24 protein-coding genes are annotated in these 24,683 nt (G+C 33.0%); 8 read left to right on the forward strand and 16 right to left on the reverse strand.

The genetic code is table 11. From position 1 onward, the window contains the following. Positions 1-233: 233 nt before the first annotated feature. From DFR66_RS08780 to DFR66_RS08790, 3 genes are all read right to left on the reverse strand, one after another. Complete coding sequence (locus tag DFR66_RS08780) at positions 234-662, reverse strand: copper resistance protein NlpE N-terminal domain-containing protein (RefSeq protein WP_114754467.1); 429 nt, start codon at positions 660-662, stop codon at positions 234-236. Positions 663-1,439: 777 nt separating this feature from the next. Next, complete coding sequence (locus DFR66_RS08785) at positions 1,440-2,165, reverse strand: hypothetical protein (RefSeq protein WP_114754468.1); 726 nt, start codon at positions 2,163-2,165, stop codon at positions 1,440-1,442. A gap of 28 nt (positions 2,166-2,193) precedes the next feature. Beyond that, a complete protein-coding gene (locus DFR66_RS08790) occupies positions 2,194-2,562 on the reverse strand; it encodes a hypothetical protein (RefSeq protein ID WP_114754469.1) in 369 nt (122 codons plus the stop codon). A 498-nt stretch (positions 2,563-3,060) separates the two neighbouring features. Between DFR66_RS08790 and prfA the strand changes: the two genes are divergently transcribed. Then, positions 3,061-4,137, forward strand: a complete 1,077-nt coding sequence (gene prfA, locus DFR66_RS08795) for a peptide chain release factor 1 (protein ID WP_091174156.1) — start codon at positions 3,061-3,063, stop codon at positions 4,135-4,137. A 79-nt stretch (positions 4,138-4,216) separates the two neighbouring features. Here prfA and DFR66_RS08800 read toward each other — a convergent pair whose 3' ends face one another. The 8 genes from DFR66_RS08800 to DFR66_RS08835 all read right to left on the reverse strand — a co-directional run bounded on the left by DFR66_RS08800 (position 4,217) and on the right by DFR66_RS08835 (position 9,406). Next, a complete protein-coding gene (locus tag DFR66_RS08800) occupies positions 4,217-4,561 on the reverse strand; it encodes a hypothetical protein (RefSeq protein WP_114754470.1) in 345 nt (114 codons plus the stop codon). 12 nt (positions 4,562-4,573) lie between these two features. Next, on the reverse strand, positions 4,574-5,110 hold the full coding sequence (locus tag DFR66_RS08805) for a hypothetical protein (protein ID WP_242008653.1): 537 nt from the start codon (positions 5,108-5,110) through the stop codon (positions 4,574-4,576). Between the two features lie 137 nt (positions 5,111-5,247). Further along, positions 5,248-5,490, reverse strand: a complete 243-nt coding sequence (locus DFR66_RS08810) for a YtxH domain-containing protein (protein ID WP_114754471.1) — start codon at positions 5,488-5,490, stop codon at positions 5,248-5,250. Between the two features lie 27 nt (positions 5,491-5,517). Then, positions 5,518-5,661, reverse strand: a complete 144-nt coding sequence (locus tag DFR66_RS08815; RefSeq protein WP_114754472.1) for a lmo0937 family membrane protein — start codon at positions 5,659-5,661, stop codon at positions 5,518-5,520. A 24-nt stretch (positions 5,662-5,685) separates the two neighbouring features. Continuing rightward, positions 5,686-6,324, reverse strand: a complete 639-nt coding sequence (locus tag DFR66_RS08820) for a porin family protein (RefSeq protein ID WP_114754473.1) — start codon at positions 6,322-6,324, stop codon at positions 5,686-5,688. A 273-nt stretch (positions 6,325-6,597) separates the two neighbouring features. Beyond that, positions 6,598-8,382, reverse strand: coding sequence for a sensor histidine kinase (locus DFR66_RS08825; RefSeq protein ID WP_114754474.1), 1,785 nt, complete (start codon positions 8,380-8,382; stop codon positions 6,598-6,600). Position 8,383: 1 nt separating this feature from the next. Beyond that, positions 8,384-8,830, reverse strand: a complete 447-nt coding sequence (locus DFR66_RS08830; protein ID WP_114754475.1) for a response regulator — start codon at positions 8,828-8,830, stop codon at positions 8,384-8,386. Between the two features lie 12 nt (positions 8,831-8,842). Further along, a complete protein-coding gene (locus tag DFR66_RS08835; RefSeq protein WP_114754476.1) occupies positions 8,843-9,406 on the reverse strand; it encodes a helix-turn-helix domain-containing protein in 564 nt (187 codons plus the stop codon). Between the two features lie 498 nt (positions 9,407-9,904). On the opposite strand from DFR66_RS08835, the gene pyrF reads away from it, so the two are divergent. Next, positions 9,905-10,750 (forward strand): orotidine-5'-phosphate decarboxylase, encoded by an 846-nt coding sequence (pyrF, locus tag DFR66_RS08840; RefSeq protein WP_114754477.1) that lies wholly within the window; start codon positions 9,905-9,907, stop codon positions 10,748-10,750. Between the two features lie 282 nt (positions 10,751-11,032). After that, on the forward strand, positions 11,033-11,833 hold the full coding sequence (locus tag DFR66_RS08845; protein WP_114754478.1) for an ABC transporter substrate-binding protein: 801 nt from the start codon (positions 11,033-11,035) through the stop codon (positions 11,831-11,833). Here the strand turns inward: DFR66_RS08845 and DFR66_RS13910 are convergent. Beyond that, entirely contained in the window at positions 11,828-11,977 is a 150-nt protein-coding gene (locus tag DFR66_RS13910) for a hypothetical protein (protein ID WP_167400506.1), read from the reverse strand. The genes DFR66_RS08845 and DFR66_RS13910 overlap by 6 nt on opposite strands. Positions 11,978-12,083: 106 nt before the next feature. On the opposite strand from DFR66_RS13910, the gene DFR66_RS08850 reads away from it, so the two are divergent. Continuing rightward, a complete protein-coding gene (locus DFR66_RS08850; RefSeq protein WP_114754510.1) occupies positions 12,084-12,869 on the forward strand; it encodes an alpha/beta fold hydrolase in 786 nt (261 codons plus the stop codon). 247 nt (positions 12,870-13,116) lie between these two features. Here the strand turns inward: DFR66_RS08850 and purU are convergent, their stop codons facing one another. Together purU and DFR66_RS08860 are read right to left on the reverse strand one after the other, a co-directional pair. Beyond that, positions 13,117-13,971 carry a formyltetrahydrofolate deformylase gene (gene purU / locus DFR66_RS08855; protein ID WP_114754479.1) on the reverse strand — a complete coding sequence of 285 codons (855 nt, stop codon included), beginning with the start codon at positions 13,969-13,971 and terminating at the stop codon, positions 13,117-13,119. Positions 13,972-14,096: 125 nt separating this feature from the next. Then, positions 14,097-14,804: a DUF4197 domain-containing protein gene (locus DFR66_RS08860; RefSeq protein ID WP_114754511.1), complete on the reverse strand. Its 708-nt coding sequence runs from the start codon at positions 14,802-14,804 to the stop codon at positions 14,097-14,099. 298 nt (positions 14,805-15,102) lie between these two features. Here DFR66_RS08860 and DFR66_RS08865 point away from each other — a divergent pair, with 298 nt between their 5' ends. Both DFR66_RS08865 and DFR66_RS08870 read left to right on the forward strand, forming a co-directional pair. Continuing rightward, positions 15,103-18,555, forward strand: coding sequence for a methylmalonyl-CoA mutase family protein (locus DFR66_RS08865; protein WP_114754480.1), 3,453 nt, complete (start codon positions 15,103-15,105; stop codon positions 18,553-18,555). Positions 18,556-18,983: 428 nt separating this feature from the next. Beyond that, complete coding sequence (locus tag DFR66_RS08870; protein ID WP_114754481.1) at positions 18,984-19,850, forward strand: alpha/beta hydrolase; 867 nt, start codon at positions 18,984-18,986, stop codon at positions 19,848-19,850. A 95-nt stretch (positions 19,851-19,945) separates the two neighbouring features. Here DFR66_RS08870 and DFR66_RS08875 read toward each other — a convergent pair whose 3' ends face one another. Continuing rightward, positions 19,946-20,515, reverse strand: a complete 570-nt coding sequence (locus tag DFR66_RS08875; RefSeq protein ID WP_114754482.1) for a DUF1543 domain-containing protein — start codon at positions 20,513-20,515, stop codon at positions 19,946-19,948. An 86-nt stretch (positions 20,516-20,601) separates the two neighbouring features. Between DFR66_RS08875 and DFR66_RS08880 the strand changes: the two genes are divergently transcribed. Next, positions 20,602-21,102 (forward strand): hypothetical protein, encoded by a 501-nt coding sequence (locus DFR66_RS08880; protein ID WP_114754483.1) that lies wholly within the window; start codon positions 20,602-20,604, stop codon positions 21,100-21,102. A gap of 65 nt (positions 21,103-21,167) precedes the next feature. Here the strand turns inward: DFR66_RS08880 and DFR66_RS08885 are convergent, their stop codons facing one another. Then, the gene (locus DFR66_RS08885; protein ID WP_114754484.1) at positions 21,168-22,115 is read right to left on the reverse strand and encodes a TerC family protein; all 948 of its coding nucleotides are present in this window, start codon (positions 22,113-22,115) and stop codon (positions 21,168-21,170) included. A gap of 291 nt (positions 22,116-22,406) precedes the next feature. Here DFR66_RS08885 and DFR66_RS08890 point away from each other — a divergent pair, with 291 nt between their 5' ends. Beyond that, a complete protein-coding gene (locus DFR66_RS08890) occupies positions 22,407-24,596 on the forward strand; it encodes a glutamine synthetase III family protein (protein ID WP_114754485.1) in 2,190 nt (729 codons plus the stop codon). The last annotated feature ends 87 nt before the right edge of the window (positions 24,597-24,683 follow it).

A 24,683-nucleotide genomic window follows, 5' to 3' on the forward strand; every position in this document is an offset into this window, starting at 1 on the left:
TCAATGTTTTAAGTTTAAATTATTTAGATTTCAAATGTACACATTAAAAACCGTTGTTTAATCTTTTTAACAAATAATTAAACAAAAATATATTTACACTATTATTAATGGAGATTGATTTTATTTATAAATCTTCAACGTTGTAATAAAAAGTAGAGAATTATTTAAAGAATAAATAAAAAAAAGCGGTAACCTTTTATAAAGCACCGCTTGTTGGGGAATATTATGCAGGATTATATTTTAAACATATCCAGTCGTTGCATCCAGGGAATTTCTGATTCAACAAACGTAATTTTGGTCTGGATGATTCGGTCACTTTTATCTCTGGGATTTTTAGTTATGAATCTCGCCTTAGATGTATTGAAATCCAACGTGTATTTTTCATCAAAGTCTTCTTGTTTGTTGCTAGAGAAAGTAATCACATTGTCTTTCGCAGTCCATTTTCCTTTTCCGTATTTATTTACTTCAGGTGGAAACCCGTTTTTGATTTTAGAATACGAATGAAATACAAATGTTCCATCTTGATGTAAGGTCAATTTGTATTCAATGAAATGATCGCCTGCTGTGCCCAAAGTACGATTGTAATCACCAGCAAGTCCGTTCGATTGCGCAAATGTTGTAAGACTGAACAGTACAAGTAATGTAGTTAGTAGTGATTTCATTGGTTTGTTTAATGGTTCGTACTTATTTGCTGTTTTGGTTTATTTGTTAGCGTTAGGCTTAAGTCATTCCGAGGAACGAAGCAATCCCTCCCAGTTTGGCTAATATTTATTCGCTTCTCGTTGCGGGGACAGTTTGCTAAACTGAGCTAACGATTGTGGATATCCGCGCGAGCGGAGATTCTTAAAATTAAAATGCCAACGTTGCTAACGCTAAGATAGTACTTTAAATTAAAATTGACACTCGTTGCAAACGAACGCCCAATGTCATTATGTTTAGGAATAACCCCCATGATTTTGTCATTCCGACGAAGGAGGAATGGCAACAAACGAGAGCAACAAACAGAGATTCCTCCTTCGTCGGAATGACAAATAAACTCTTAACTTAATGACATTCAACGAGCGCCAGTGGGGTTTGTTGATTATTGGGATGGCTACGAAGTCAGAGACTTTGCAGAGCAGTCACGTTTATAATTCCGGATACGACTTATTAATACTTCGCAGAGCTTGGATATTCCCATGATTTTGTCATTCCGACGAAGGAGGAATGGCAACAAACGAGAGCAACAAACAGAGATTCCTCCTTCGTCGGAAAGACAAATAAACTCTTAACTTAATGACATTCCGTTAGCGCCAGCGGGGTTTGTTGATTATTGGGATGGCTACGAAGTCAGAGACTTCGCAGAGCAGTCACGTTTATAATTGCGGATACGACTTATTCATACTTCGCAGAGCTGGTATTTGAGAGATCGGTTTCCACTAATTCTTTTTTATAAATTATTAAAGCTTATTTTTAGTTAATTCTGCAATTTTAATTAATAAATCATTACTAGTATCCATACTCAACTGTCTAGTATTTATTAGAATTTGATTTGAATTTTGATAAATGTGAATATTCTCTCTTTTTTTAAGAATGCTTTCATAATAACTTACACTAAAAATATTCTCTATTTGTTCTTTTTCTAGATAACTTCCACAAGCTAAAATAATAATTTCAAAAGATTTAAAGAATTTGTTATTTAACATATTTAAGCGTTCAAAATTATCAAATCTTTTAATTTCGCTATATTTCGAAGGAATAAAATTAATTTCACTTAAAAAAGCATATCTAAAAAATTCATTTTCTGATTTTGGAATTGAAGTATAAATATGATTTAATAAGGTGTAATATTTATTCCAAGTATGACCAGATTTATTTTTATTCAAATATGGAAAAAACGTATTTATGTAATTTTCACTATCGTAAAATTTATTTTTATTACTTCCAATATTATTTTTTATATAATTATCCCATTCTCTAGGATTATTTATACTTTCATATTCTAATTGTTTTAAATTATTTTTATCAAACCCCTTTTCTTTACCTAAAATTAAAATTTTAGCATTTGGATTACCAAAACCAATAAAGTATGGATTTGGAGAGTTTACATTTTCTGGATTATTATAAAAATTATTACTTTTAATTACAGCGAAATTCACTAAATCTTTAAAACTTTCTTTATACATTTTCAATTGATTTATATTTCAAATTATTTTATACGTGTTTTTCATTCCAAGTTTTTTTCAACAACCACCAAGCTAATTTGAAGGGAAAAAAAAGCAGCCATAAAATAATGCTGAGTAATGAAAATGAACTTTTTTGTTTACTGTAATTTGTTTTTTTTTCATATTCGTTTTTTTGAACTTTTGTTGTTTTAGGCAATCGAATGGCTTCTATATCGCATACTATTTGATTAGGTTTAATTCTCACACCTGGAAAATGAATTGCTAAAATTGCTAATTTAACTTCATCTCTTTTTAATCCTGTTAAAGTAGATGCTGTTCTATCGTCTAATTCAATAGTTTTATTAATAATTATTGGACCATTTAATTGTCCAGTACCTCTAAATGTTACTTGTTTCATGTTTTTTTAACTAGCTAGTAATTTACGTATATGTTTGAAGATAAATGACTTATTATCCATAAACTGTGTTGTTTTTTCTGATGAGCGTCATTAGTTATTTTCAAACATATAACTTTCTTCCGAAAATACTGATAAAAATATATCAGTTTTATATCATTCTCAAAACTACTTCCTTTTGTTTTATCAACTTTACGGGAAACCGTAAACGCAATTATTTTAACACAAATTCCCTAGCCCTGATGGAAGGGAAAATCCTTTATTGATAAAACGCGAAGCAAGTTTTATCAATAAAGATTAGAATGACAGCAGGAAACAGCTCCTAAAAAGAGTTTAACTGGTTAAAAGTTTACTGTTTAAAGTTTCTATCATTGTAGTGTTTGTGTTATCGATGGCTTTGTGTCTAGAAAGTTTTAAATGGATGGGGAATACGCCAAAAACGAGCCTTGCAAACTGAATACTTTTTTCGTATTTTTGCACTCCAATAAAAGGACTAAGAAAATGTTAGATAGACTTCAAATAGTAAAACAACGTTTCGATGAGATTTCGGATTTGATTATTCAGCCGGATGTAATCTCAGATCAGAAGCGTTATGTGCAATTGAATCAAGAGTACAAAAGTTTAAAAGCTTTAGCTGAAAAGCGCGATGAATACGTTATTTTGATGGCGAATATCGATGAAGCAAACGAAATAATTGCCGATAATAGTGATGCGGATATGACCGAAATGGCCAAAATGCAACTGGAAGAAGCAAAAGAAAGATTGCCGGAATTGGAGGAAGAAATCAAATTTATGTTGATTCCTAAAGACCCTGAAGATGCTAAAAATGTTATGGTGGAGATTCGTGCCGGAACGGGTGGGGATGAAGCGAGTATTTTTGCCGGGGATTTGTTCCGTATGTATACGAAATATTGTGAAAACAGAGGTTGGAGAACTTCTGTGGTGGATATGAACGAGGGAACATCTGGTGGATTTAAAGAGGTGATTTTTGAAGTTACCGGTGAGGATGTTTACGGAACTTTGAAGTTTGAAGCGGGTGTGCACCGTGTGCAACGTGTACCGCAAACGGAAACGCAAGGACGTGTTCACACATCAGCAGCGACAGTTATGGTTTTGCCAGAAGCAGAGGAATTTGATGTACAAATTGATATGAATGATGTGCGTGTGGATTTCTTTTGTTCGTCAGGACCTGGTGGACAATCTGTAAATACTACTAAATCTGCGGTTCGTTTGACGCACATTCCAACCGGATTAGTGGCGCAATGCCAGGATCAGAAATCACAACACAAGAATAAAGATAAAGCTTTTGGCGTTTTGCGTTCCCGTTTGTACGAACAAGAATTAGCCAAAAAACAAGCGGAAGATGCTACAACACGTACCTCTCAGGTAAGTTCAGGTGACCGTTCGGCTAAAATCCGTACTTACAATTACGCTCAAGGTCGTGTAACGGATCACCGTGTAGGTTTGACGTTGTACGATTTAGGAAATATCATGAATGGTGATATTCAGAAAATTGTAGATGAATTAGCGCTAGTCAACAACATGGAAAAACTAAAAGAAGCCAGCGAAGTTTTTTAAAAAAACATAATGTGATACTATACAAAAACCAGCAAAAATTTCTTTCTGCTGGTTTTTTTGCATTCATAACTAACCAATATTATTTTTCTAAAAGGTTTGTGCCTTTTAAATTTTTTTTTCGTTCTCGAATAGAATTTCTGAACGCTTCATATTTGGCTGTTGCAGAGTCTATTTTGGCATCAAAGGCTGCTGTATTTTCTAATTGATCAATTGTGCTATTGAGTTCCGTTGATTGTTTTTCAAAATATTTTTCAATAGTTGACCAATTGGCTGCTGCGTCTGCAGTAGTTTTTTGTGTGACAGAATCTACAAAGCGAACGTATTTGTTTGTAACTAGTTCGGCTTTTTTTTCTTTATCACTTTTACAAGAAGTAAAAGTGATTATCAGGAATAAAAAACCGAATAGTGCTAGTGCATTTTTCATTTTGGGTTTACATTATAGTTTGAAACCGTATGCCAATCGAAGCGATATTTGGCCTAAACCATCCTTTACAACGTTGTTTTTAATTACTGGAAAGTCATTAAAATGTTCGTATCTCAAACTGATGTCAATTTTGTCAGTTGCATATCCAATGGCTGGACTTAACAGTAAAGAGGTGTCATTATATCCGTTTGTCACTGCAAATGCGGCACCTACCTCTCCCATCAAATACAATTGGTCTTTAAGGACAAATGCTTTAAAACCGGCTTTTGCAGGAATATAACCCAAGTCATTGTTGTCACCTGACACAAACATATTATTGAATCCAGTAGTTAACGTTAACGAATATATTTTTGATAAATCATATTGGAGTCTCGCATCTGCACCCAAATTGAAATCGTATGGGTTTTCAAGAGGAAGTCCTGCGTTGATTCCAAATCCAAGACGGAATCCCTGATCATAATTTTGTACTTCCTGCGCACTTGTCGTAGCAATTCCTAACGCGATTGCTAATGTTGTGAAAACTGTTTTGATATTGAATGTGTTTTTCATGATTGTGTGTTTTAATTAATATTTGAAATAAATAAGTAACTTTTCGGTTATGTAAAAAGTTCGTTTGAAACGATTATGAATTTAAATTATTGGTTTTTATAGATATTTTTTAAATTGTTATTATTTGCAATTTCTTCTTATAAAATTTTTGAATTATTTTCAAGTAATTGTTCCGAATCCGTTTTGAGTTGTCTTACTGTTTGGGTAATTTTTTGTGCCCATTTTTCGGAAGAATCTTTGGTAATATCTTTTAAATCTCTGCTTTTATCCGCAATTTTTTTTCTGGTTTCGCAACCTTTCGCTGGGGCGAATAGTATTCCTAAAGCTGATCCAATTACTAAACCGCCTAGTATTCCTGCTACTAAATTTTTGTTTTTCATGATTTTAGTATTTAAAATATAAATTATTTATCCTTTTATTACTCGTAATAAAATGGCTATCACTGCTATGACCAATAAAAAATGAATCATGCTGCCCACGCTATAAACAAAGAACCCTAACGCCCAAAGGATTACAAGTACCACCGCAATTGTGTATAGTAAATTTGACATGACATTTTGATTTGTGGTTATTTTTTAAAATTTTATTGCTGCATACAGACTAAGTACACTATTTTTAGAATCTGGGATAGTGTATGTTTGACCAAGAACTGTTCTTTCTTTTCCAACTGTACTTAATCCATAATTGTATCTGGCACCAATTCCAAAGGTGTCAAAATCAAATCCAACTCCAGCAGCGACCCCAAAATCAAATGTATTTAAATCGTCTTTATCGATATTGTCTTCAAAGTTGTAAGATCCATCTGCAGATTCGTTAGTAATTTTTGAGTCTACCAGAAAAGCTGCGTAAGGACCAAATTGTACATTGAAATTCTTAGTTAGGTTTGCTTTCAACAATACAGGAACTTCAATATAATTCAGTCTGAATTTTCCAGTTCCCTGTGCAAAAGCATTGTCGTATTGTAGTTCCGCTCCTTTTGTAGTGTAACTAACTTCTGGTTGTAATGATAGGCTTGCTGTTATAGGAAGTTGTGCAAATAAACCAATATTGAAACCTGCCAGAACATTTTCGTCGTCAACATCTTTAGTATATAAATTAGACATGTTTAAACCTCCTTTTATTCCTAATGATGCTCTAGTTTCTTGTGCTTTAATTGCAGTTGTTGTTCCTAATGTCATTAATACAACAGCTAATACTTTCTTTAAGTTTTTCATCTTTGTATATTTTTAAAGTGTTCGTTTTTGTTTTACAAAGATGCAATGGTTGGATTGATTGGTTGTTACATCAATTTCGAATATTATTACAGAATTTAAATATGGGGTCTTAGAAAAATAGTATAAATAGGAAAGATAACTTAAAAGTAATCCTAAGTTAGTTTTTTAAAAATCGAAAACGCTATCGCAAATTATTTTCTTGTATATGAAGATGATGTTCTAAAGTAAGTTACAGTTGGATTACCAAAATATGATCCTTTATAAAAAACTTTTTTAGCTTACGGGAAGATAAATGATAAACGTTGCACCTTCATTATGAGTTCCGTTTGCAAGTATAAATCCTTTGTGGTTTTCAACTATTTTTTTGCAAATGGCAAGACCAATTCCAGTTCCTTCGTACTCGTTTTTGTTATGAAGTCTATTAAAGAGAATAAAAATCTTTTTAGCATATTGCTGATCAAACCCAATCCCGTTGTCTTCAATTGTAATTTTGTAATATTTAGAGTTGTGGTTCGGCAGGAACTCTTCGTCGTTGTGTGTGATTATCCTAGTGTTAATTTTGATAATTGGTGCAATTTCTACTTTGCTGTATTTCAAAGAATTGCTTATTAAATTGATGAACAACTGCTGAATTTGAAATGGAATTACTTTCAAAATTGGTAATTCATCACTTTCTACAATTGCTTTTTTGTCCTCTATAATTTGATTTAATTCTTGCTTAGCATTTTCAAATAAAACATTTAAATCCGTTTCTTCAAAAACTTTCTCTCCTTTATTTGTTCTCGAAAATTGTAATAAATCATGAATAAGATTTCGCATTCTATTTGCTGAGGATTGAATACTAGAAACAGATTGCTGTCCGGATTTTGATAAATTATTATAATCTTTACTAATTAATCGTGATAGGAAAGTTTCAATTTTTCGGAGCGGTTCTTGCAAATCATGACTTGCTATATAGTTAAAAGCAGTTAATTCTTTGTTGTTGATTTCTAATTCTCTATTTCGTTCTTCCATCAGGTTTTGAGCGTAGACTTCTTCAGTTACATCGCTTGTCGTGCCTATTAAAGTTTTGTCACCTGAAGCAATTGATACCATTCTTCCTAAAGCTCTGAAATAACGTATTTCTCCATCTTTTCTAATAATTCGGAACGTAAAAGGAGCAAGGTCATTTTCTGTAAGAATGTTTTTGGTTTTTTGAACTACAAATTCTAAATCCTCGGGATGAATAAAGTTTAAGAAAGATTCCAAACTAGCTTCAAAAGATTGTGGTTCGCAACCCAATAACCGATATTCATTATCTGAAAAAGTATAAGTTTCTGTTTCCAAATTTAGTTGCCAACTTCCAGATCTACTAACGATTTCTGCAAGATTATTAGCTTCATTAGCAACAGAAAGAGTGTTAATTGTATTTTTTAGTAATACTAAATTATTATTCATTTTAATAAAAGCAACAGTAATTAGAATCAATGTTACAATTAATGTCAAATAAATGAGCAGCGGTGTATAATTCATTGTTGATTTGTAGTCGTGTTGCCTACTTTTCAAGAGCATCTGCTGGGTTTTCATCATGTCTTCTACTTTGAAGCGAATAGAATCCATTGTTTGTTTACCAATAATTGAGTAGTTTTTAAAAGTGTTTTTTTCAAATTTACCCTGCTCAATCATATATAACGACTTAGAAAGGTAATTTTGTTTTTTGTTAATAAAATACAACAGTTTTTTTAAATTGCTTTGTTGCGTCCTGCTGTTTGAAGTTAATTTAGAAACTCTTTCATACGATTTTCTTACTAATACTCTCGAATTATAATAGGGTTCCAAAAAGCTTTTATCATTACTCAAAATGTAGCCTCTTTGCCCGGTTTCTGCATCTTTAATATATGAAATCAAACGTTCAAGTTCAGCATTAACCTCATAGCTGTTACTCACAAATGCCGACGATTTTTTTAAAACTGTAATGTGCTTGAATGTAATCCCGCCAATAAAAAAAATAATCGCTACCGAGATAACAAACATTATTTTTAAAAAAACAGGTGATTTATGAAGTTGAGTATATTTCATGCTACATTCGCATTAAAAAATTGTCTTTGTTTAAACCAGAAGTGTGATATTGCCAATTGATGGTCACCACTTCCGAAAGTATTTTTTTTAATTCCTCGAAATCATTAGGTTTTTTTATGTAAATATTAGCACCATTTATAAAGGTTTCTTCAATATGTTCTTCTGATGATGAGGTGGAATAAATCGCAATGGCAATACCATTTAGTTTTTCATTTTTTTTTATTTCCAATAAACATTCAACACCATTTTTTTTTGGCATGTTTAAATCTAAAAATAATACGCTAGGCAAGACAGAATCTTCATTATTTAAATAATTCATCAATTCAACCCCATCGTTAAAAGTACTCACTTTTGTATTCATTTTTAATTCATCAAAGGCATCCGTAAAAAATAGTCTGTCGTCTTCGTCATCGTCTGCAAGACAAATATTTATAAAATCAGTATTCATATATATGTGTGTTTAACTTTTATTTTTAGTAGTTAATTCTCTTCTTTTATTGATAATTCTCTGAAATGCTGAGGGTGTCATTCCTGTAGTATGCTTAAATTGGGAGCTCAAGTGTGCTACGCTCGAATAATTCAACTTAATGGAAATTTCAGTTAAATTGAGCGATGTATTAATCATTAATTGTTTAGCTAATTCTATTTTTTGAAGAATAACAAAATTTTCAATGGAAGTGTATGTGACTTCTGAAAAAACATTTGACAAATACGCGTAACTAAGATTTAACTTGTCCGCAATATACACAGAGCTCTTTACGTTTAATGGCTTATCGCTATGAACCATTTCAACAATTGCATCTTTAATTTTTTGAACTAACACTCTTTTTTGATTTTCAACGATTTCTATTCCATATTCTTTGAAAATAGTTGTTATTTCATCCAATTTTTCAGGTGGTATTTTTTCTAAAAAATTAAACTCACCAAACCCAATAATGTTAAATTTATATCCCAATTCGGATAGTTTTTCCTGTACAATTTTTTTTGTCAGTTGAACATAATCAAATTTTAAATATACTTGCATAAAGACTTTTGTTTAACAGTAAAGATATAAAAGCTTGCTTTTAAATTCAAGTATAAATTATTCTTGGAGTTTTTTTTTTTTCAAAAAAAAAGATTTAAAAGCTACTTTTGCTTAAATAGTAATTATTTCCCTAAACGTCAGGCCTTGAATGTTAGGTTTTTAAAATTGGAAAATCTTTATACTAACTTTTTTTAAGAAATGTAAAAAAAAGGTTAGCATTCGTAAGTTTTTGTAGTTTTTTAATAGTCTTTCTAAGCTTCAATTTTATTTGGGTTTTAATCTGTACTGATTTTCATAAGTGACAATGTTTATTTAGCAGTAAAAAATCAAAAAAATATTTCTTGCTTTTTCTTTATAAATTTCTCTTTTTTTTCTTTTATTGTAATTTCTGCACACAGCGATGATCTAATTTGATTTTGATAATTAAATTCGATTTTATTACAGGATTGTAATTGATTTTGAATCTATGTTTGTAATTTTGCCTCACAACTCATAAAAATGACTACACAACAACTTATTGACCAAATCAAAATCAAGAAATCATTCCTTGCTGTAGGACTTGATGTTGATTTGAACAAAATTCCAAAGCATTTATTAGAATTAGAAGACCCGATTTTTGAATTCAATAAAGCCATAATTGATGCCACGCATGACTTGACGGTATCCTACAAGCCAAATACCGCTTTTTATGAAGCTTACGGAATAAAAGGGTGGATGTCATTGCAGAAAACAATCAATTACATCAACACAACTTATCCGGACATCTTCACGATTGCTGATGCAAAACGTGGTGACATAGGAAATACTTCTTCGATGTATGCCAAAGCTTTTTTCGAAGACTTAAATTTTGACAGCGTAACCGTTGCGCCTTACATGGGAAAAGATTCGGTGGAACCTTTTTTAGCTTTCGAAAATAAACACACGATTATGTTGGCTTTGACTTCAAACCAAGGAGCGTTCGACTTTCAGACTTTAAACGTAGATGGAAGCCGAGTCGAAGTTAAAGAATTGTACAAACAAGTGTTAGAAACCTCTAAAACGTGGAAAAAAAGTGAAAACCTGATGTATGTTGTAGGTGCTACAAAAGCCGAATACTTTACTGAAATCCGCAAAATTGTTCCAGATAGTTTCTTATTGGTTCCAGGAGTCGGCGCGCAAGGCGGAAGTCTCTCGGAAGTTTGTAAATATGGAATGAATGATAATGTAGGATTGCTGATTAATTCTTCCAGAGGAATCATTTATGCTTCAAATGGAACTGATTTTGCCGAAAAAGCCAGAGAAGAAGCATTGAAAATGCAACAGGAAATGGAAGCGTTAATGAGTTTAAAGTTTAAAAAGGTTTAAGGTTTAAAGAGGAAGAATTTTAAACTGAGACTTTTTTTTAAACCATTAAGAAATTAAGTTTCATTAAGAATGCGCTACGATTTGAATTAAAAAATTAAACCTTAATTTTTCTTAATTTCTTAATGGTTAAATCTTAAATTTTACACAAGAAAACATTGTGTGCTTTGCGAAAATCCTTGCGTCCTTTGCGGTTAAATTTTAAAACCTTAACTTTTCTTAATTTCTTAATGGTTAAAAAACGGTAAATTGATGTTTTAATTCGAACACTCTTAAACTTAAAACTTGAAACAAAAAACTCTTACAGACCAGCTCGGAATTTTCCATTCTTTTGAAACGTCACCAAAACGTATAATTTCATTAGTTCCATCCCAAACAGAATTGTTGTATGATTTAGGTTTGGAAGACCGTATTATAGGCATTACTAAATTCTGCGTGAATCCGTATCACTTTAAATCAGTGAAGAAAATCGTAGGTGGAACCAAGAAAGTGCATTACGAGAAAATCAGATTGCTGCAACCGGATATTATCATTTGTAATAAAGAGGAAAACACACAAGAAATTGTCGAAGAATTGCGAAAGATTTGTACAGTTTGGGTAACGGACATCATTACGATTGAAGATAATTTTCAAATGATAACCGACTTTGGTCAGCTTTTTAATTGTAGAACCGAAGCCCAAAAATGGAACGACAAATTAGCTTTTGCCTTGAGCGATTTTAAAAATTTTATCAAAGATAAGCCCGCAAAAAAAGTAGCGTATTTCATTTGGAAAGACCCTTTTATGGCTGCAGGTTCAAATAATTTTATCAATGAATTACTGAGGCTAAATCACTTTCATAACATCTATGAGAATAAAGGGCGTTACCCGGAAATCGAACTCAAAAAAATACGTTTAGAAGGTGATCCGGATTTAGTTTTCCTTTCCTCAGAGCCCTTTCCTTTCAAGGAAGAAGAAGCTTTTGAGATTGGTCGATTTACGCATCATGCAAAAACAGTATTTGTTGATGGCGAAATGTTTTCTTGGCACGGAAGCCGATTGCTAAAAGCTTTTGAATATTTTAAAAAAATGCATCTTAAATTATAATTCGCATTCTTCTAAAATCAATTCTTCTGTTGGAACAGTTGACTTGATGGTAGCTTTTTCGATGTTGAAATTTAGTTCTGAGAGTAGTTGGTATTCTCTTTTAAGCTTTTCTATTTCACTTTTCTCTTTCAATAATCCTTTCATGGGTGTAAATTTTCTGCAAATTTACGTCATACAATTATAAAACAAGCATTATTTTTTGTTAAGATTGGGATTTAAAATTAAAGTCCTATTTTTACAAAAAAAACAAGTGATTAATTATACCATTTACGAAAATAAAAACAACGATCAATGGGTAACTTTTGTTCATGGTGCCGGTGGGAGTTCTTCTATATGGTTTAAGCAAATTCGTGATTTTAAAAAACAGTATAATGTATTGTTATTGGATTTGCGTGGTCACGGGGAGTCCAAACCTACTTTAAAAACCGCTTTCAAACAGAAATATACTTTTTCGGCTTTGGCCAATGATATTCTTGAGGTTTTAGACTTTCTTAAAATCAAAAAATCACATTTTGTTGGGATTTCCTTGGGAACAATCCTCATCAGACAATTAGCAGAAATGTATCCAGAACGGGTGCAAAGTATGATTCTGGGCGGGGCTATCCTCAAGATGAATTTTCGTTCTCAAGTATTGATGCGATTGGGAAATATGTTTAAATACGTATTGCCTTATTTGGTTTTATATAAGTTTTTTGCATTTGTGATAATGCCTAAAAAAAGTCATAAGCAGTCTCGCGTTCTTTTTATTAACGAGGCCAAAAAATTATACCAAAAAGAATTTATAAAGTGGTTTAAACTCACTGCCGAAATAAACCCGGTGCTAAAATGGTTCCGTCAAGTAGAATTAAATATTCCTACGCTTTATGTTATGGGTGAAGAGGATTATATGTTTTTGCCATCGGTTAGGAAAGTTGTCGAGAATCATTATAAATCGTCAAAACTCTTTGTGATTCAAAATTGTGGACATGTTGTAAATGTAGAGCAACCTAATGCTTTTAATGACGCAGTACTTTCTTTTATGAACACTGCTAGATAAAAAAATAGCCTGCATTGTACATGCAGGCGATTCTTTAACTAACCAAAACCAAAATAATAAATAACCAGTTTATTACTTTACAAAGGTCACTCATTATTAGATGTTTTGCTGTTAAGATTTTGTTATTACTTTGTTGTACATAAGTTAAGTTTCTTTAATTTTTTATTACTCATCTCATTTTCTATGGATAATAACATAGTTTAGATGCCAAAAAGTGAGAAGTAAACTATTCTAAAAAAGATTACGTTTATAAAAATACCACCGTTTTATTGTCATAAACCATTGTTTTTCTTTCGGCATGCAATTTTATGGCTCTGGCCAAAACCATACGTTCTAAATCTCGTCCTTTCATAATAAAATCTTCTATGGAATGACTGTGTGAAACTCGGGCAATATCCTGCTCAATAATCGGACCTTCATCCAATCCTTCGGTCACATAATGGCTGGTGGCACCAATGATTTTTACACCACGCTTATAAGCAGAATGATACGGTTTAGCACCAGGAAAGGCTGGAAGAAACGAGTGATGAATATTGATGATTTGATTCTTGTATTTTGCAATCAAATTTGGGGTGATAATTTGCATGTAGCGTGCTAAAACAATAAAGTCAATTTTATATTCTTTTAATAAATCCATTTGCTTTTGTTCGCCCTCTGCTTTAATATCTTTCGTGAAAGGAACATAATGAAACGGAATAGAAAAACGTTCTGCCACACACTTCAAATCCTCGTGATTGCTTATTATTAAAGGAATTTCAAGAGGTAATTCGGCAGCGCTGTAACGTCCTAAAATGTCATACAAGCAATGGTCGTATTTAGATACAAACAAAGCCATTCTTGGTTTTTCATCTTGGGTATACATTTCCCATGACATTTGGAACGGAGAAGCTAGCTTAGCTTGAAAATCAGTTTTAATAGCTTCTATATCCCAGTTTTTAGCATTGAATTCACATTCTAAACGCATGAAAAATACATTTTCATCGGCATCAACGTGTTGGTCTAAATAAATAATATTCCCATCAATAGTGGAAATATAATTTGTAACGGAGGCAATAATTGCTTTTTGATCTTTGCAATGGATTAGGATTGTAATTTTCTGCATTAGGGTTTTATTTTCTGCTTTGTTCTTAGTATTGAATAGTATTTTTCAAAACTAAACGTATTTGTTTTTATAAAAAAGTTGGATTGGGCTGTTTTATGTTTAAAAAAAGACAGCCCAATTTCAATCTATTTGTTGTCCTGCATGGCAAAAACTTTTTGTAATAAAACGGATGTTCTAGCACTCAAATTGGTTCTGATGTTTTTCTCTTCAACGGCAACCATTTTAAAAACGCCAATCAGTGCTTGATTCGTAACGTAATCCGTCAAATCAGGATTTACTTTATTTACCAGAGGAATGCTGTTGTATTTTGTAATAATATTGGTCCAAACTTTATCTGCACCTACTTTTGTAAATGAATTTTTAATCACTGGATTAAATTTTCCGTACAAAGCCGTCGTAGTGCTGTTTTGTAAATAATTCGTCGCCGAATTTTCATTTCCCATCAAAATTGTTTTGGCATCCATAAATGTCATGTTTCTTACGGCATCAACAAATATTGGAGTAGCTTCCTTTACCGCATCTTCAGCAGCACGATTCAATACTTTCAAGCCTTCATCAGCCAAAGAACTAAGTCCAATTCTTCTCAAACCCGCGTCTACTTTTCTTAATTCTTCTGGCAATAAAATTTTTACAGCTTCATTTCTGAAAAAACCATCGGTTGTGGTCAGTTTGGTAACCTGTTTCGAAATTCCATTATTCAGCGCTTCCTTTAATCCACCTGAAATATCAATACCGCCAATTCCTTGTACTTGTGGGAATTGATTCATAACTTGTTGCATTTCGGCACAACTGGAAAGTGAGATCGCTACCGCTAAAATTAAAATTTTCTTCATCGTAAATTCTTTATTGATTAATTTGCCAAACGGCATTCGTAAAAATACTACTTATTCAAAAATAAAGCCAACTATTCTTTAGGAGCACAAACTTTAGTTTTATTAATCACGATTTATCCCGCTTTTCGCTGTATTCCCGATGTATAAAAACTACGGCTAAAAAAAAGCCTCCCGAGGCTTCGGGACAATCGGGGCTAAATAACAAAATTCTTTCTTATTTATTAACAACGAGTAGTAACATCAAATAATTTTTAAAATAAAATTGTAAATTGCAGGCTTAAATTATCATATTCATAAAATGGAACAACAAAAACCATATATCCCTAACAATAAAGTAAGAATAGTAACCGCTGCAGCTCTTTTTGACGGTCACGATGCGGCAATCAACATCATGCGTAGAATAATTCAGTCTACAGGTGTTGAGGTAATCCATTTGGGTCACGATCGTAGCGTGGAAGAAGTGGTCAATACAGCGATTCAGGAAGATGCAAATGCTATCGCAATAACTTCTTATCAAGGAGGACACAACGAATATTTCAAATACATGTATGACTTGCTTCAGGAAAAAGGAGCAGGGCAAATTAAGATATTTGGTGGTGGTGGTGGTGTAATTCTGCCTTCTGAAATTGCCGAATTACAAGCCTATGGAATCACAAGAATTTATTCTCCTGATGACGGACGTGCTTTAGGTTTGCAAGGAATGATAAACGATTTAGTACAACAATCTGATTATGCTGTTGGCGATAAACTGACAGATGAAATCAATCATTTGGAAGAAAAAAATCCAAAAGCAATAGCCAGAATTATTTCATCAGCAGAGAATTTTCCTGATGTAGCGGCAAAAACTTTGGAAGCTATCCAAAAAAAGAATGAGAACAGCACAATTCCGGTTCTGGGAATTACAGGAACTGGAGGAGCAGGAAAATCATCACTAGTAGATGAGTTAGTTCGTCGTTTTCTTATTGATTTCCCTGAAAAAACGATCGGTTTAATTTCTGTAGATCCATCTAAACGTAAAACGGGTGGAGCACTTTTAGGAGATAGAATCCGAATGAATGCAATCAATAATCCTCGTGTGTATATGCGTTCTTTGGCTACACGTCAATCCAATTTGGCTTTATCTAAATATGTTGCAGATGCTATTCAAGTAATCAAAGCGGCAAATTATGACATCATTATCTTGGAGACATCCGGAATTGGACAGTCTGATACAGAGATTATGGACCATTCTGATGTATCTTTATATGTAATGACACCAGAATTTGGTGCTGCAACCCAATTGGAAAAAATCGACATGCTTGATTTTGCTGATTTGGTAGCCATCAATAAATTCGACAAACGCGGTTCTCTTGATGCATTGAGAGACGTGAAAAAACAATACCAACGCAACCACAATCTTTGGGATGCTAATTTAGATTCACTTCCGGTTTTTGGGACGATTGCTTCTCAGTTTAACGATCCTGGTATGAATACGCTTTACAAAGCGATTATGGATAAAGTCCATGAAAAAACAAATTCTGATTTGAAATCAACGTTTCAAATCACGCGTGAAATGAGCGAGAAGATTTTCGTTATTCCACCACACAGAACACGTTATTTATCTGAAATTGCCGAAAGTAACCGTAAATATGATGTTACGGCTGTAAGTCAAGAACAAGTTGCCCAGAAATTATACGGAATTTATAAAACGATTGAAACGGTAGCTAAAAAAACTCCTGAGTTAAACAAAGCAGGAATCAATGATGATTCGGTTTTGCCAAGTGCTTTGGAATCTGAAAAACTAAGTGCTGCTGAGGACAAAATCTTTTTGAATCTTTTGCTGAATCAGTTTGATAAAGTAAAAATGGATTTGGATCCGTACAATTGGGAAATCATTTTGACTTGGGACGAAAAAGTAAACAAGTACAAAAATCCAGTTTATACGTTTAAAGTTCGTGACAGGGAAATAAAAATGGCTACGCATACGGAGTCACTTTCACATTCTCAAATCCCGAAAATTGCATTGCCAAAGTACAAAGCTTGGGGTGATATTTTACGTTGGTGTTTGCAGGAAAATGTTCCTGGAGAATTTCCTTTCACCGCAGGTTTGTATCCTTTCAAGCGTGAGGGAGAAGATCCTTCTCGTATGTTTGCCGGAGAAGGTGGACCAGAAAGAACTAACAAACGTTTTCATTATGTAAGTGCGGGATTGCCAGCAAAACGATTGTCAACTGCTTTTGACAGTGTAACTTTATACGGAAATGATCCACATGTTCGTCCAGATATTTATGGGAAAATCGGTAACGCTGGTGTTTCTATCTGTTGTTTGGATGATGCTAAAAAGCTATATTCTGGTTTTGATTTGGTACATGCCATGACTTCGGTTAGTATGACTATTAATGGGCCAGCGCCTATGTTATTAGGCTTTTTCATGAATGCGGCAATTGATCAGCAATGTGAATTCTACATCAAAGAAAATGGTCTTGAAAAAGAAGTTGAAGCAAAAATCAACAAAATATACAAAGATAAAGGAGTCGAAAGACCGCATTATCAAGGGGATTTACCTGAAGGGAACAACGGATTAGGATTGATGCTTTTGGGCGTTACTGGAGATCAGGTTTTACCTTTGGAAGTGTATGACGAAATCAAAGCAAGAACGTTATCTCAAGTTCGTGGAACCGTTCAAGCAGATATTCTTAAAGAAGATCAGGCACAAAATACGTGTATTTTCTCTACAGAATTTGCCCTTAGATTGATGGGTGACGTACAGGAATATTTTATTGCTAAGAATGTTAGAAACTTCTATTCGGTTTCTATCTCAGGATATCACATTGCCGAAGCGGGTGCAAATCCAATTACACAATTGGCTTTCACACTTTCTAATGGTTTCACGTATGTGGAATATTATTTAAGTCGTGGAATGAACATCAATGATTTTGGACCAAATTTATCCTTCTTCTTTTCAAATGGAGTAGATCCGGAGTATGCCGTTATTGGTCGTGTAGCACGTAAAATTTGGGCGAAAGCCATGAAAAATAAATATGGTGCTAACGAACGTGCGCAAATGTTGAAATACCACATTCAGACATCAGGACGTTCTTTGCACGCACAAGAAATAGATTTCAATGATATTCGTACGACTTTGCAAGCGTTGTATGCGATATATGACAACTGTAATTCATTGCATACCAATGCGTATGATGAAGCAATTACAACACCTACAGAAGAATCAGTGCGTCGTGCGATGGCGATTCAGTTGATTATCAATAAAGAATTAGGTTTGGCCAAAAATGAAAACCCAATTCAAGGTGCTTTCATCATCGAAGAATTGACAGATTTAGTGGAAGCTGCAGTTTTACAAGAATTCGACAGAATTACCGAACGTGGCGGTGTTCTTGGTGCAATGGAAACGATGTACCAAAGAAGTAAAATTCAGGAAGAAAGTTTGTATTATGAAACGTTGAAACATACTGGTGAATTCCCAATTATTGGGGTGAATACCTTCTTGAGTTCTAAAGGTTCTCCAACAGTAATTCCAGCGGAAGTAATTCGTGCTACGGAAGAAGAAAAACAATATCAAATTGATATGTTGAACCATTTACACCAGTCTAATCAGGATTTAGTAAATGAGCATTTAAATACGCTTCAGGAAGCTGCTATAAAAAACCAAAACTTATTCGAACATTTAATGGAAGCAACAAAGGTTTGTTCTTTGGGACAAATCACATCTGCATTATTTGAAGTAGGTGGGCAGTATAGACGTAATATGTAAGCAGAGAACCACTTTTTGCATTGCAAAAAATGTGTGAATCGCTTATCCCGCTTTTGGGCGGGACAGATTGTATTAAATATTTTTAAAAGACCTTTCAGTGATGAGAGGTCTTTTTGTTTGTATGAATTAAAGGTCAAACGCATTAAAATAAGTTGAAGTTTAAACCACATAGAAACATAGTGTTTATTCCTGAAAAAACAAATTTTGACGATGATAAGAGTTCACAATAGAAAAAAAAGCATTGGCTTTTTTTCTATGTCACCTAAATTTCGACTGTTCAGAACCCATTTAAATCAAAAATTAAATTAATTTCTATGTTTCTATGTGGTTCAATTTTCAATGCGTTTGATCTGATATGAATTGTAGTATCTTAATTTTATTTATCCTAAATCAGTATATTTACATTTCACCTTAAAAAATAATGTAGTATGAAAAAACTTCAAATTGTATTCTTATTTTTTCTTTTCGGACATGTAGCCATTTCTTATGCAGCTAAAGCCGATACGTTGCAAATTCCTAGTATGGCGATGAATAAAACCTACAAAGCAGCTGTTGTTTTACCTAATTCGTACGCAAAAAGCAAAAGTAATTACCCAGTTTTGTATTTGCTACACGGTGCTTACGGACATTTTAATGATTGGCTATCTAAAACTCCAGATAAAATGCTAGTTCATAATTTAGCCGACAAGTATAACATTATTATCGTTATGCCAGAAGGAGAAACATTTAGTTTTTATCTGGATAGTCCAGTGAATAAAGGAAGTCAATTTGAAACGTACATAACAAAAGAAGTAATTCAGAAAATTGATACTACTTACCGTACCATAAATAACAGGAAAGGTCGAGTAATTACTGGGCTTTCCATGGGAGGTCACGGAGCATTATATCTTTCGACTAGACATCCTGAATTGTTTTGTGCCGCTGGAAGTATGAGTGGAGCAGTGGATATGGGAAGCATGATAAATCCGGAATCTAAGGATAGAGTAACTAAATTAATGGAGCCTGTTTTTGGAATTGAAGGAGCGCCTCAGGAAGTATATGCTGCTAATGCGGTTTTGAATATGGTGGATAAGATAAAAAGCAACAAACTGGAATTGATAATAGATTGTGGAGTAGATGATTTTTTGATCGAATCTAATAGAGAATTACACCGTAGACTCGTTTACAATAAAGTTTCTCATGATTATACAGAACGCCCGGGAGCACATACTTGGGAATATTGGGAAAATGCGTTGCCAACTCATTTGTTATTTTTTCAAGGAGTTTTTAAAAGTAATGGAGTTTTGGTTCCGTAAATTAGTGTGATTTAATTTTAAAAAAAGGTCTCTCAGAAATAACTGAAAGACCTTTTTTGTATTAGCAAGGATAAATAAAGAAAGTTGCAACAGTATTATTTTAAACTACTAATTTTTACATAACCAATATGTAACTGATCATCTTCGATAACAGTTTCTGATTTTGTTATTTTTAAACTGTAGAGTAATTTCGATGCTGCTGGAAGCATATCATCTACTCGATAACGATCATCCACATCAACTCCATATTTCTCGTCAATATGCGACTCCGCTCCTTTAAAACCGCAATGCTTAAAAAAGGCGGTGGTTTTAGATTTTCGTGTTGCCAATCCCAAGGTTTTTGAAACTGCAAGCATTTTGTAATGGTATTCTTCAAAGTCATTTTCTTTGTAACCACCTAAATTGAGAAAAAATAATTTTTCTGTGATACTTTCGTCCGCATGTTTGCGTGGCACAATTTCAATATGATGATTATTTACATGAGTCACTTCGCGCCAAGCATCAATATGAATTTTACCTTTGGCTTCAGGCCAAAAAGCTTTCATTTGAGGCACTAAATCTTTGAGTGAAGTACCTATTCCAAAAAAAATATCATGCTGCTCTGTAAATCGTCCATCCGGCTTACAGCCTAGCATTATCATGTATAATTTGAGTTTTTTATCCATAATTCAATAGTACATTATTCTTTACAATATAGTTTGGCATAATTAATGGATACAATTTTCAGTATAAATTATTAAAGCTATAACTAATGAAAAAAATTACCTTATTGTTGGTTTTCATCGGGATGATGACACTACAAAGTTGCGAAGTTACTGAAATAAACGATACTATGGATAATGATACCATTAGTGAAGTGTTTGAAGTAACAACTTCGTTTAATCCTAATAATAATTACAGTAGGTTGGTCGCTTTTAATCCACCAATTTTTTCTTCTGATGTCGTTTTAGTGTATCATTTGTATGATACGGTAAATGGGGAAGATGTTTGGAGACTAATGCCTCAAACCTATTATTTTAGTGATGGTGGAGAGTTAGACTACAATTTTGATTATACTAGAAATAACGTTAATATTTTCCTTTCTGCTAATTTTAGTCTTAATACATTGTCATCAAGCTGGACACAAAACCAAACTTTTAGAATTGTAATTATTCCTGCTAATTTTGCAAGTACAGTAAATAAAAACAGTATCGACGCAGTAATGTCAGCGCTCAATGTTAACAAGTCTGAGATCCACAAAATTAATTTATAAAATATATTTTGCATCAAAAAAAAGGAAATCGTAAGATTTCCTTTTTTTGTTTATTCTACTTTTTATTAGACCGTTTCTTTACTGCTTTTTCTTAAAGATGCTATTATTCCTGTTATAAGCGAAACGGCTATGAAAGCCAGTGACACCCATTCTGGTAGTTTTATGTAATCATGAAGTAGCATTTTAATACCCACAAAACTCAAAATAGCAATAAGGCTGTATTCCAAATGTGCAAATTTGTCTAGCATGTGAGCCAAAAAGAAATACATAGAACGCAACCCTAAAATGGCAAAAATATTTGAGCTAAAAACTAAAAAAGGATCACTTGTAATGGCTAAAATTGCAGGAACACTGTCGATGGCAAATACAACATCCATTACTTCGATAACGATGAGTGCCACAAATAGAGGAGTAGCTGCTGTAATGTGTCTTCTTTTTACAAAGAAATGTTCGCCGTCGATGTGATTTGAAATAGGCATAACTTTTTTAAGAGTCTTATATACGAATGATTTTTTAGGTTCAAATTTTTCATCTTCACCACTAAAAAGCATTTTCATGGCAGTATATATTAGAAAACCTCCAAAAATGTAAGTCATCCATGTGAATTTATTAATCAATAAAACACCAAAATAAATCATGAGACCTCTAAAAATGATGGCACCTAATATTCCCCAAAATAATACACGATGCTGATATTTTTGAGGGATTTTAAAGGCAGAAAATATAATAGCGATTACAAAAATATTATCAATACTAAGGGAAAGTTCAATCAAATATCCTGTGATAAATTTTATTGACGCATCCGCAGGTTTCAAAGTATCTGGATTTGAAATATATTCTGTGGTATAAAGCCAATAAACTACTCCTGAAAATATAAAAGATAGTGCAACCCAAATAGCAGTCCATTTGCCTGCCTCTTTTGAACTTATGATATGTGGTGTTTTGTTGAAAACTCCTAAATCCAGTGCAAGAAAAATTAAAACAGCTGTTAAAAAAGAAATCCAGACAATCATAATTATTTTTTTAAAGTTGAGCAAAGATACTTTATGAATTTTAACTTCCGTAAAAATTTAATTTAAAGTTTTGATGTAGTAAATGGAGTTCAAATATTTTTGATGAAAATAAGAGTAAAAAAATATATGGCATCTAAAATTATTATGTTGTTATAATTAGATGTCTTTTTTGAGAATTTGACAAATTTAGAGCATTTGCCCATAAAAGTGAGAGGTAAAATTTCATAAAAGTAATAATTAAATTATATTTGCATCGAAATATTAGGGGTTTAATCTATAAAATAATTTTTTATGTCAACATTACGTTTTCAAGCTTTGAGAGAAGCATCAAACAGAAAGCCTGTTCAATTTGAAGAAACCGATAGAAAATCAACTATTTTTGGTTCAAATGTCTTTAATGACAAAGCAATGAAGCAATATTTAACTTCAGATGCTTTTAAAGGTGTGCGCGATGCAGTACAGCATGGAACTAAAATAGACAGGAAATTAGCTGATTATATTGCTATGGGTATGAAAGAGTGGGCTCTGTCAAAAGGAGTTACTCATTATACACACTGGTTTCAACCACTTACGGGAACTACTGCTGAAAAGCACGATGCATTTTTTGAAACTTCATATGATGGTAGTGATCCAGTAGAAAAATTTGGTGGTGCTCAATTAGTACAACAAGAGCCAGATGCATCTAGTTTTCCAAATGGTGGAATTAGAAACACATTTGAAGCAAGAGGTTACACTGCTTGGGACCCAACCTCTCCAGCATTTATTTTTGGTACTACATTGTGTATTCCTACAGTTTTTATTTCTTACACCGGAGAAGCTTTAGATTATAAAACACCATTATTGCGTGCTCTTATGGTAATGGATGAAGCCGCTACTGAAGTATGTAAATATTTTGATAAAAATGTAAAAAAGGTTACGGCAACTTTAGGATGGGAACAAGAGTATTTCTTAGTAGATAGATCATTGGCAAATTCGCGTCCTGACCTTATGATGACCGGAAGAACTTTATTGGGTCATACTTCTGCAAAAGGACAACAATTGGATGACCATTATTTTGGTTCTATACCAACACGTGCTTTAACCTACATGAGAGATTTAGAGCAAGAATGCATGTTATTAGGTATTCCAGTAAAAACGCGTCATAATGAAGTGGCTCCTAATCAATTTGAATTAGCGCCTATTTTTGAAGAAACGAATCTTGCCGTAGATCACAACTGTTTACTGATGGATGTGATGGAAAAAGTGGCTGAGAGACATGATTTGAAAGTGTTATTTCATGAAAAACCGTTCAAAGGCGTTAATGGTTCAGGGAAACACAATAACTGGTCGTTAGCTACTGATACTGGAGTAAACTTATTGAGTCCAAGTAAAACTCCAATGAGTAATTTGCAGTTTTTGACTTTCTTTATCAACACTATTAAAGCGGTAAATGATAACGAATCATTGTTGAGAGCAGCGATTGCCTCTGCAAGTAATGACCATAGATTAGGCGCTAATGAAGCACCACCGGCAATTATATCAGTGTTTATTGGAGAACAATTAACTAAAGTTTTAGCTGAATTAGAAGGTGTTACTGCTGGAAAATTATCTCCGGAAGAGAAAACCGATTTAAAATTAAATGTAGTTGGGAAAATTCCAGATGTACTTTTGGATAATACGGACAGAAACAGAACTTCACCATTTGCTTTTACAGGAAATAAATTTGAGTTCAGAGCGGTAGGTTCAACAGCGAATTGCTCTAACGCTATGACAACATTAAATGCAATTGTTGCAAAACAATTGAGAGATTTTAAAGTTGAGGTTGATGCCTTAATTGACTCGAAAGACATGAAAAAAGATGATGCTATTTTTAATGTTTTAAGAGAATACATCAAGCAATCTAAAAAAATCCTTTTTGAAGGGGATGGTTACAGTGATGAGTGGGAAGCCGAAGCAAAGAAAAGAGGTTTAAGTAATTTTAAGACTACTCCTGAAGCACTAAAAGCAAGAATTTCTAAACAATCTTTGGATTTGTTTTCGGAACTGAACATCATGAACCATGTCGAAGTGGAAGCACGCTACGAAATTGAATTGGAAGAGTACACTAAGAAAATTCAAATTGAAGGTAGAGTTCTAGGCGATATTTCTAAAAATCACGTGATTCCAACAGCAATCCGTTACCAAAACACTTTGATTACAAATGTAAAAGGATTGAAAGATATTTTTGGTGATGATTTTGAAACAATCGCTAAAGAGCAAATCATTTTAATCAGAGAAATTTCAGGTCATATCGAAGGAATCAATTCTAAAGTGGAAGAAATGACTAACGAAAGAAAAAAAGCAAACAACATGACTGATGCACAAGGAATGGCTGAGGCATATTGTAATAATGTAAAACCATATTTTGAAATCATCAGAAACCACTGTGATAAACTTGAGTTACTAGTAGATAACGAGCTATGGACATTGACTAAATACAGAGAATTGTTGTTTACAAAATAAACATAAATCTTTAAATTACTAGACCCGATAGATTTTAAAACCTATCGGGTTTTTTTATACTATATTTTTTAATTGTACGTTATCTTA

Origin of the sequence: Flavobacterium glaciei (genome assembly GCF_003350545.1) — a bacterium.
Lineage (GTDB): Bacteria > Bacteroidota > Bacteroidia > Flavobacteriales > Flavobacteriaceae > Flavobacterium > Flavobacterium glaciei.

Excerpts from the sequence above, each read along its gene's own strand:
- DFR66_RS08810 (WP_114754471.1), bottom strand. The coding sequence starts at position 5,490 with ATGAAAAACAAAAATTTAGTAGCAGGAATACTAGGCGGTTTAGTAATT.
- DFR66_RS08875 (WP_114754482.1), bottom strand. The coding sequence starts at position 20,515 with ATGGATAAAAAACTCAAATTATACATGATAATGCTAGGCTGTAAGCCG.
- pyrF (WP_114754477.1), top strand. The coding sequence starts at position 9,905 with ATGACTACACAACAACTTATTGACCAAATCAAAATCAAGAAATCATTC.
- DFR66_RS08805 (WP_242008653.1), bottom strand. The coding sequence starts at position 5,110 with ATGAAAAACACATTCAATATCAAAACAGTTTTCACAACATTAGCAATC.
- DFR66_RS08865 (WP_114754480.1), top strand. The coding sequence starts at position 15,103 with ATGGAACAACAAAAACCATATATCCCTAACAATAAAGTAAGAATAGTA.
- DFR66_RS08880 (WP_114754483.1), top strand. The coding sequence starts at position 20,602 with ATGAAAAAAATTACCTTATTGTTGGTTTTCATCGGGATGATGACACTA.
- purU (WP_114754479.1), bottom strand. The coding sequence starts at position 13,971 with ATGCAGAAAATTACAATCCTAATCCATTGCAAAGATCAAAAAGCAATT.
- prfA (WP_091174156.1), top strand. The coding sequence starts at position 3,061 with ATGTTAGATAGACTTCAAATAGTAAAACAACGTTTCGATGAGATTTCG.
- DFR66_RS08790 (WP_114754469.1), bottom strand. The coding sequence starts at position 2,562 with ATGAAACAAGTAACATTTAGAGGTACTGGACAATTAAATGGTCCAATA.
- DFR66_RS08835 (WP_114754476.1), bottom strand. The coding sequence starts at position 9,406 with ATGCAAGTATATTTAAAATTTGATTATGTTCAACTGACAAAAAAAATT.
- DFR66_RS08815 (WP_114754472.1), bottom strand. The coding sequence starts at position 5,661 with ATGTCAAATTTACTATACACAATTGCGGTGGTACTTGTAATCCTTTGG.
- DFR66_RS08825 (WP_114754474.1), bottom strand. The coding sequence starts at position 8,382 with ATGAAATATACTCAACTTCATAAATCACCTGTTTTTTTAAAAATAATG.
- DFR66_RS08890 (WP_114754485.1), top strand. The coding sequence starts at position 22,407 with ATGTCAACATTACGTTTTCAAGCTTTGAGAGAAGCATCAAACAGAAAG.
- DFR66_RS08830 (WP_114754475.1), bottom strand. The coding sequence starts at position 8,830 with ATGAATACTGATTTTATAAATATTTGTCTTGCAGACGATGACGAAGAC.
- DFR66_RS08885 (WP_114754484.1), bottom strand. The coding sequence starts at position 22,115 with ATGATTGTCTGGATTTCTTTTTTAACAGCTGTTTTAATTTTTCTTGCA.
- DFR66_RS13910 (WP_167400506.1), bottom strand. The coding sequence starts at position 11,977 with ATGAAAGGATTATTGAAAGAGAAAAGTGAAATAGAAAAGCTTAAAAGA.
- DFR66_RS08785 (WP_114754468.1), bottom strand. The coding sequence starts at position 2,165 with ATGTATAAAGAAAGTTTTAAAGATTTAGTGAATTTCGCTGTAATTAAA.
- DFR66_RS08860 (WP_114754511.1), bottom strand. The coding sequence starts at position 14,804 with ATGAAGAAAATTTTAATTTTAGCGGTAGCGATCTCACTTTCCAGTTGT.
- DFR66_RS08800 (WP_114754470.1), bottom strand. The coding sequence starts at position 4,561 with ATGAAAAATGCACTAGCACTATTCGGTTTTTTATTCCTGATAATCACT.
- DFR66_RS08820 (WP_114754473.1), bottom strand. The coding sequence starts at position 6,324 with ATGAAAAACTTAAAGAAAGTATTAGCTGTTGTATTAATGACATTAGGA.
- DFR66_RS08780 (WP_114754467.1), bottom strand. The coding sequence starts at position 662 with ATGAAATCACTACTAACTACATTACTTGTACTGTTCAGTCTTACAACA.
- DFR66_RS08870 (WP_114754481.1), top strand. The coding sequence starts at position 18,984 with ATGAAAAAACTTCAAATTGTATTCTTATTTTTTCTTTTCGGACATGTA.